Origin of the sequence: Coleofasciculus sp. G2-EDA-02 (genome assembly GCF_040226375.1) — a bacterium.
In the GTDB taxonomy this organism is placed as follows: Bacteria; Cyanobacteriota; Cyanobacteriia; order Cyanobacteriales; family Coleofasciculaceae; genus Coleofasciculus.
This window is the reverse complement of sequence record NZ_JAVKEW010000055.1, coordinates 1-7,538: the sequence shown is the minus strand read 5'-3', so window position 1 is coordinate 7,538 and position 7,538 is coordinate 1. Positions and strand designations below refer to the sequence as shown.

8 protein-coding genes and 2 pseudogenes are annotated in these 7,538 nt (G+C 47.0%); 5 read left to right on the top strand and 5 right to left on the bottom strand.

The window, feature by feature from the left end; all coding sequences use genetic code 11:
- Positions 1 to 124 (top strand): annotated as a pseudogene (locus RLO19_RS05545) (IS630 family transposase); the annotation flags it as partial.
- Here the strand turns inward: RLO19_RS05545 and RLO19_RS05540 are convergent.
- The gene (locus RLO19_RS05540; RefSeq protein WP_446354562.1) at positions 121 to 1,305 is read right to left on the bottom strand and encodes a TPM domain-containing protein; all 1,185 of its coding nucleotides are present in this window, start codon (positions 1,303 to 1,305) and stop codon (positions 121 to 123) included. The pseudogene RLO19_RS05545 and the gene RLO19_RS05540 overlap by 4 nt on opposite strands.
- A gap of 319 nt (positions 1,306 to 1,624) precedes the next feature.
- On the opposite strand from RLO19_RS05540, the gene RLO19_RS05535 reads away from it, so the two are divergent.
- Entirely contained in the window at positions 1,625 to 2,500 is an 876-nt protein-coding gene (locus RLO19_RS05535; protein WP_446354560.1) for a tRNA (5-methylaminomethyl-2-thiouridine)(34)-methyltransferase MnmD, read from the top strand.
- 64 nt (positions 2,501 to 2,564) lie between these two features.
- Here RLO19_RS05535 and RLO19_RS05530 read toward each other — a convergent pair whose 3' ends face one another.
- Together RLO19_RS05530 and RLO19_RS05525 are read right to left on the bottom strand one after the other, a co-directional pair.
- The gene (locus tag RLO19_RS05530; protein WP_446354558.1) at positions 2,565 to 3,407 is read right to left on the bottom strand and encodes a CPBP family intramembrane glutamic endopeptidase; all 843 of its coding nucleotides are present in this window, start codon (positions 3,405 to 3,407) and stop codon (positions 2,565 to 2,567) included.
- Between the two features lie 105 nt (positions 3,408 to 3,512).
- Positions 3,513 to 3,929, bottom strand: coding sequence for an AbrB family transcriptional regulator (locus tag RLO19_RS05525; RefSeq protein ID WP_446354556.1), 417 nt, complete (start codon positions 3,927 to 3,929; stop codon positions 3,513 to 3,515).
- A gap of 564 nt (positions 3,930 to 4,493) precedes the next feature.
- Here RLO19_RS05525 and RLO19_RS05520 point away from each other — a divergent pair.
- Entirely contained in the window at positions 4,494 to 5,510 is a 1,017-nt protein-coding gene (locus RLO19_RS05520; RefSeq protein ID WP_446354554.1) for a succinate dehydrogenase/fumarate reductase iron-sulfur subunit, read from the top strand.
- Positions 5,507 to 5,695 (top strand): chlorophyll a/b-binding protein, encoded by a 189-nt coding sequence (locus RLO19_RS05515; protein WP_446354552.1) that lies wholly within the window; start codon positions 5,507 to 5,509, stop codon positions 5,693 to 5,695. The genes RLO19_RS05520 and RLO19_RS05515 overlap by 4 nt, the downstream gene beginning before the upstream one ends.
- Positions 5,696 to 5,831: 136 nt before the next feature.
- On the opposite strand, the gene RLO19_RS05510 is transcribed toward RLO19_RS05515, so the two are convergent.
- Positions 5,832 to 6,962 (bottom strand): trypsin-like peptidase domain-containing protein, encoded by a 1,131-nt coding sequence (locus RLO19_RS05510; protein WP_446354550.1) that lies wholly within the window; start codon positions 6,960 to 6,962, stop codon positions 5,832 to 5,834.
- 34 nt (positions 6,963 to 6,996) lie between these two features.
- Here RLO19_RS05510 and RLO19_RS05505 point away from each other — a divergent pair, with 34 nt between their 5' ends.
- On the top strand, positions 6,997 to 7,179 hold the full coding sequence (locus RLO19_RS05505; protein ID WP_446354548.1) for a hypothetical protein: 183 nt from the start codon (positions 6,997 to 6,999) through the stop codon (positions 7,177 to 7,179).
- A 63-nt stretch (positions 7,180 to 7,242) separates the two neighbouring features.
- Here the strand turns inward: RLO19_RS05505 and RLO19_RS05500 are convergent.
- Positions 7,243 to 7,407 (bottom strand): annotated as a pseudogene (locus tag RLO19_RS05500) (glycosyltransferase); the annotation flags it as partial.
- Positions 7,408 to 7,538 lie beyond the last annotated feature (131 nt).

The window sequence follows — 7,538 nt, the reverse complement described above, 5'->3', positions numbered from 1 at the left end:
TCGACTATTTGAATCAGTAGAAGAACTAGAAAAATTGCTACATAAATTATTAAATGAAGGAGAGCTTATAATTAAATGGAATAGAAAAATCAAAAACAAAGGCAATGCTGTTTATCCGGTTTAGCTGCGTAGCAGCTTACCCATAAGTTGCATGGGATATTTACAATCAGCACAATGCTTGGGTGAGTGATTCCAGTCGGGATTAAACCGTCGGGGCTCTTGCGATCGCGCATTGGGTTTGAGGAAAATAGCATTAGATGGTGGCTTCAAGCAGGGAATCGCTTCTGTCACCTCTTCCTGATAAGCACAACAGTGACAATCTTGATGCACCAATTGCTTACCCTCTTGGTTCCAAGTGGATTCTCTCAGCACCTTTTTAATCCTGCGAGTAACGGTTAATTCCTTACAGGTGGGACATTTGCCAAAGTCTGATGAGTCACAGATATAGGCAAAAATATGCACACCTTTTAAGTGAGGATGACAACGGGGACATCGCCAGCCTTCAAATCGGATACTACCAATTTTTTGCGCTACTTTTTCCGGTTGAGTGAGCTTTGATTGCAGCGTAATCGCGTCGAGTTTTTCCAAGCGCTGCTTGCAATCGGCACAGTGTAAAGGGTGATTGCGGTGAGGATGCTCTTGAGTGCGGGTTTTTCCTTCTGGCTTAACCAACACTCGACGCCGCCTACTCACATAAGTGCCAACTCCGAGTCCCAATGCTAATGCACCGCCTAAAGGAAGTTGCCAGGGAAAAGTTGATGTTGATTCTTGAGGAAACACTGTCGGTTCTATCGCCACCGCTAAGGCTTTCGTACCTGCCAATGTGCCACTATCAAAGTCCCCTTGTTTGAATTTGGGAATAATTTGACTGTCAATAATTCTGCCGACTTTGGCATCGGGTAAAATCGCCTCGATACCATATCCGGTTTCAATTTCTACCCGACGATCCCCTTTAGAAATGAGAAACAGAACCCCGTTATCCTCATCGGCTTTACCAATCCCCCAGTAGTTGAACAGTTTCGTGGTAAATGCTTTGGGAGACTCAGCCGGGGCGGTTTCGGGTACAGTCACCACAGCGATTTCTGTACCATTTTTGGCTTCTAATTCAGATAGGGTTTGATTCAGTTGGGCTTCTGTGGAGTCACTGAGAATATTTGCCATATCCGTCACCCAAGTACCATTTAGCTGTTGAGGATTAGGAACCTCTTCAACGGTTAAGGCTTGACTGGAAACTGGAGACAGAAGAGTAAGGAACAAGGGAGTTGCCCAAATTACCTGTTTGATTTTGGCGGTTATGGTTTTCATGATGTCAATTTCCTCTAAAACTGGAGTAACATTAGCCAAAGTAGTCAGGATGCACCCGCCGAAACTGGATCTCTCTCCAGAGGCTGGGATGAAGTGGGTGCCATCTCTGCCTCACATTTCACTCATCCCTGACTCGTTTTCTCATTCTTGTGAGATAATACTGTTATAGTACCCTTGAGTGAGGTTTGTCAAGGGTCAAGGTCTAGAAACAGGTAATGGGGAAGGTGAGGAAGATTGTAGAGATGTAAGGCGTGGAACGTCTGGAATATAGGGGAGATGGGGGGGGAAGGTAAAGTTTTGAATATCAATCAGACAAACTATGGAAAACATCCACAGCTTTACCCCTCAGCCCACAGGCGATGGCTCATTCACCTTTTTTTCTGAAGAGTTTGGTGAATATTTCCACAGTACTCAAGGGGCAAAAACGGAAGCTTTGTTAAAATTTGTTGAACCTTGCCACCTGAAACAAAAAGCCCAACAGCAGGTTGTGCGTCTGCTGGATGTCTGCTATGGCTTAGGCTACAATACAGCGGCGGCTCTAGAAACGATTTGGACGATTAACCCCAGATGTCGAGTTGAATTAGTCGCCCTGGAATTAGACCCGACTGTACCGCGAAGCGCGATCGCACATCATTTTCTCAAGGACTGGAATCAGCCAATTCCCGAACTCCTAGAGCGTCTGGTGATAAAATCAGAAGTCAAAACGGATCAGCTTCAGGCGCAACTTTATTTAGGCGATGGCAGAAAAAGCATCCAGCAATTACGTCAGTCGAACTTCCCCGCCGATGCTATTTTTCTCGATCCCTTTTCTCCCCGTCGTTGTCCTCAATTATGGACGGTGGAATTTTTCCAACAATTAGCAGAGTGTTGCGCCAAAACAGGTAGACTAGCAACCTATTCCTGTGCGGCTGCTGTCCGAGGTGGTTTAATCACGGCTGGCTTTAAGATTGGTCCGACACCCCCTGTGGGGGGACGACAACCGGGAACGGTGGCAAGTTTTGACGCTTCCACTCTACCCCCTCTCTCGGAGCGATCGCGTCAACATTTGCAAACCCGTGCGGCTATTCCCTATCGTGATCCTCAACTTGCCGATCAAGCGGCGATTATCCTCCAACGGCGGCAAATTGAGCAGCAAGCCTCTACTCTCGAACCCAGCTCCCACTGGCAAAAACGTTGGTCAGCCAAAGAGGGATGAGGGAGATGGAGAAGCGATTTCCTAATCAACAATGAACCCTGAACAATCAACAAATGACGAATCACTAATCCCCAATACCCCACAGGAAAGCAGCAACACCCAGTAAACACAAGATACCAGACATGCCAGCTAAGGGATTATCTCCTATTCCCGTTATCCATAGGGGTCCTTTTCTGGTATATGAAATCAATTTTGCTTCCTGGAGACAGGTTAATCCCCAAATCCAACCCGCGTGGAGTCCCCAGGCTAAGCCTAAACTCCCCCCATTCACACACCGGGCTAGGACTAATACCATACCCATTAGCCACAATCCAGGAATTTGAGGGAGCGTCTGTTGTTGTTCCCAAATCAGATGCAATAGAGCAAAGATCAGACTCGATATTATCGCCGCTATTCCCAGAGAATAGTCTTGCTGGAGTTCCGTCAGCAGGAACCCGCGAAACACCAATTCCTCAATTAATCCAATGCCTAGTCCTATTCCGAATATTGGCAGTCCAATCCTGGTCAATTGCTGCCAATTTTCCCCATGCCAATCCACCCAGCCTACTAGCCATTGTCCCGTAAAGCTGATTCCTAAACTCAAAATTGCCACGCCAAATCCCCCGACTAAGGATATCCAAATCCGCGTCGTCCAGCCCCAGCCATAGTCAAGAAATGATGTACCTTCTATCTGTGTCGCCCCCCAGATAATCAGGGGGGCAATGATGTAAAGAATAGCGACAAATGGCAACTTTTGCTGTGCTGCCAAAGCCTTAGGAGGATGCCATTTCAGTCGGATTGCGATCGCCATGGCTAAAGGCAACCACAACGCAGACCAAGCCAGAAAAAAAACCGCGACTTTTACTAGCGCCGATGCGCTTATTAGCCAAATAATACACGGATTATCTGCCTGATCAAAAATAGCCATAAGCGAGATCGGCAAACGGTGAGGAGCTATACTTTTAACGCGGCTACTTTCATGCTGGCAAGGATGGATAATTTGCATAACCCATCCTTTTTAGCATGAGCCGCCTCAAACCTCTGCGGCTTCCAATTCCAGATCTTCCGACTCCTCAGATGTATCCATATCAACCTGTTTGAGATGGATATGCTTGTAGCCCAGTTTAATTTCAAACTCATCACCGGGCTTCAATCCCATTTCCTGAGTGTAGGTTGAGCCAATCACAATTTGACCGTTTTTATGGACGCTGACTCGATACGTCGGTTCCCGACCACGACCATCTTTTGCTCCCTCTGGATCTAAGGGAACACCTTTCGCCGCTAACACCGCATCATAAAAATCAGTTAAGTTGACGCGGGTCTGACCGGTTTTACTTTCCGTGTAATAGCCACAGCGTTTTGCTGTTTCTCGTCGAGGCAAGTGGGAGAGCTCTTTTACTTTTTGAAGTAAGGCTTTCCCCGTTAATGCATTAGGTTGGGTCTCTGCCATAATTTCACAGACTGTCCTTCAATTTTCAGGATGGTAAAGGTCATTTGCTGCCAAGTGTATTTGGCTATATAAAAAATATATCGTTAAATCTCTGATTTTGGTCAAGATTTTTTTGATCATTTATTAAAATTTCTGGGAATTTGAGCCATAAGGATTGGACAGAGACACTAAAGCCGCTTCTTAGGTTAAAATTTTAACCAAGTTAGGACTCATCGGCAAAAGATGGAACCACAAGTGTGTTCGGATCAATGATCCATCTGGGGATTTGGCAGGTGATCCGGGAAAAATTTGACCAGACACAAGGGAGAGAGCATCTATCAGCAGAAAATCAACACTCCTAAGGATGAATCCTGAGTGAGTGACGATTGTCTTAGACTGTAGTCAGTTTGCCAAACATCGCTGCTAGGATAAGTTGAGCGAGTGCCTTCTAGCAAAATTTTCTCATCTATATTTATTTAGGGGCGATCTACCAAATCAGGGGGTGATGGTCAATGGGTAGGTTGTGACTCCTCTTAAAGTGGTAATTTTCATATAGGTGTTGAGATACAAACAGAGCGTATCACTATGCAAGTTGCCTTTAAAATCATTCGACAGACTCAAAATACCTCCCCGACTATCGAGACTTACAAGCTGGATGTGGAGGAAGGAAACACGATTCTGGAGTGCCTGAATCGGATCAAGTGGGAGCAGGATGGAACCTTAGCATTTCGCAAGAATTGTCGCAACACAATCTGTGGTAGCTGTGCGATGCGGATCAATGGTCGCTCCGCACTGGCTTGTAAAGAAAATGTGGGCAATGAATTGGCGCACTTACCTGAGCATAATCGCCCGGAGATTCCGGAAATCACGATTGCTCCCCTGGGAAATTTTCCCGTGATTAAGGATTTAGTCGTGAATATGCGGAGCTTTTGGGACAACTTAGAAGCGGTTGAACCTTACGTGAGCACAGCCGGACGAACCATTCCTGAACGGGAATTTTTACAAAGTCCCGAAGAGCGATCGCGCCTGGATCAGAATGGTAATTGTATCATGTGTGGCGCTTGTTATTCAGAATGTAATGCTCGCGAGGTTGATCCCACATTTGTTGGTCCTCACGCTCTCGCCAAAGCCCAGCGTCTAGTCGCTGATTCTCGCGATACCGCCATAGAAAGTCGCCTAGAAAACTACAATCAAGGAACTAAGGGGGTGTGGGGATGTACCCGGTGTTTAATGTGTAACGCCGTTTGCCCGATGGATGTCGCCCCCATGGATCAAATCGGTAAAATTAAACAAGAAATTCTGACTCGCAAAGACAAGCAAGCCAGCCGCTCAATCCGCCATCGCAAAGTCTTAATTGATTTGGTCAAACAAGGAGGTTGGGTTGATGAGCGCAAATTTGGCATACAGGTGGTGGCAAACTTCTTCCGAGATATTAAAGGAATGCTCAGTTTAAGTCCCCTCGGATTACGGATGCTCGCCCGTGGTAAATTCCCTTTAGGATTTGACGCCTCTGAAGGCACCGCTCAAGTGCGCTCGCTGATTGAATCTGTTCAAACCTTGAAATCTGAGAAACCTGAGCAAGACATTGTACCAAAATCATGACCTCTCAAACACCTACAAAAGAAAAATCGACAACACAAACCCCCAACCAACCCGAACCAGCTTTTGGTTGGACACCTTACGCCGAGCAAATCAACGGACGGTTTGCCATGATCGCATTTGTGGCTCTATTGCTGCTCGAGTTGATTACCGGTAAAGGTTTGTTAGGTTGGTTGGGTTTGATTTAAAGGGAACAGTCTGTAGGGGCGGGTTTTACTACTATCGTTTCTTTTTGACCCAGATGGGATTAAACCCGCCCCGACCGCGTTCCAGACGTAGCATACTACGTCTGGAACACCCCCATCTCCCCGACACCTTGACTCATCACCAACGAGAATCTCGCGTAACTGAACTTCCCTCAATCGCTACCGCCCGTAAATTATATGATCCGGTTTGTCCCGCTTCATAAGCATTTGCCATTAACAAATAGATGCCATCCCTGGGTAAAATGACAGATAATCGGGCATTGGTGCCACCACCGCTATCATCATCTTGGGCTAAATCATTACCATTGGGATCGAGCAAAATTAAAAAGGAGTCGATTTCCCCACTGGTCATATCAATTTGTACCCGCTGACCCGCCCTGCCTTCAAAAGCATAGATATCAAAAAAGCTGTTATCTGTGGGTAAAACCTGACTTCCCTGACCCAGCCGACCGGGGATCACCGCACCATTTAGGGCTAAGGGTTGAGGGGGGCGGTGAGTCCCCGAGGGGTTAGGCTGCTGAACCATCTGGGACCCACGTCCATCGCGGAAAGCCGCCAGAAACGGGCGAATTCTATCTATGCTAATCGCAAAGCCAATCCCCAAATTTCCGCCGCTAGGACTGCCCAAAATCGCCGTATTCACCCCAATTAATTCACCTTGAGAGTTCAGTAGGGGTCCGCCAGAGTTTCCCGGATTAATCGCAGCATCGGTTTGAATTAAGCCCCGTTGTTGGTCGATACGGCTAATAATCCCTACCGTAAACGTGCCTTGAAACCTGCCAAATGGATTACCAATGGCAAATGCTCGTTGTCCGACTTGGACGGGACGAGGAGCCAGAGAAATGGTCGGTAAATTGCTGGGAGTGCGAATGTTGAGAACCGCTAGGTCTAACCCATTATCCCCAAACGCCACCACATCCGCAATCAGGCGTCTCCCATCGGCTAGGGTTACTGTAACCGTCGGGAAACCCGCGACAACGTGAGCATTGGTTAAAACCAACCCATCGGCGCTAATAATACTGCCACTTCCTGTACCCTCTACCGTATCAATGGAAACCACCGCCGGACTGGCTTGTTGATAAACTCGAATATTAATTTGTTCATCAATATCTTGAGCCACAGCGACCGTTACTCCCAGCCAGGGATTCAACCCGTCAATCGGTGCGATCGCGTGGAGAGTCGTAGCACCAATCGCAGTCACAGTCGCAAGGATTCCCGATATAGCAATAGGTAGGCGTTTGGTACTCATGGTTGATGGTTGTCAAACCTCAAGGTTTAGTTTTATGGTGACATTCGCTCAAATTATTGATCGTAAGTATGTGACAATTTTTGTAGATACGCCTGTTCCTCTAGGCATCACTCCCACCCAAAAAGATGCCGTGAAACGTCAGGACATGCTAGCGGTTCATGGCGCTGGCTTTGTTGTCATGTCAGGGTATTTACTCATACGAGTGAGCTTAAGGTGAGGCTCTCTTCTGGAGTCGCTCTAGAGCCTACACCATACTGTAGTCAGTTGGTGTAGGAGTATGTCACTCTACTGTTTCAAAGCCCATCCCTTGCAACTGTTGACGTAACCGTTGGGCTTCATTGGGATTGGTGGCTTGATGAAGTGCGATCGCTAAGGTTAATGCTGATAAACTTTCGGGTACTCGACCCTGTTTAAGTAGTACGACGCCTAAGTTTTGTTGACACTCCCCCGGTTGAAAACACGGGGGATTCTTCATTCATCCAGAAGCCTTAAAGTATTGACTCTCATCAATACACCAGAGGGCTAACTGTCCTGAAGCGTTTATCCAGTATTCCTGGAGAGTTCCCGTGTGACCCA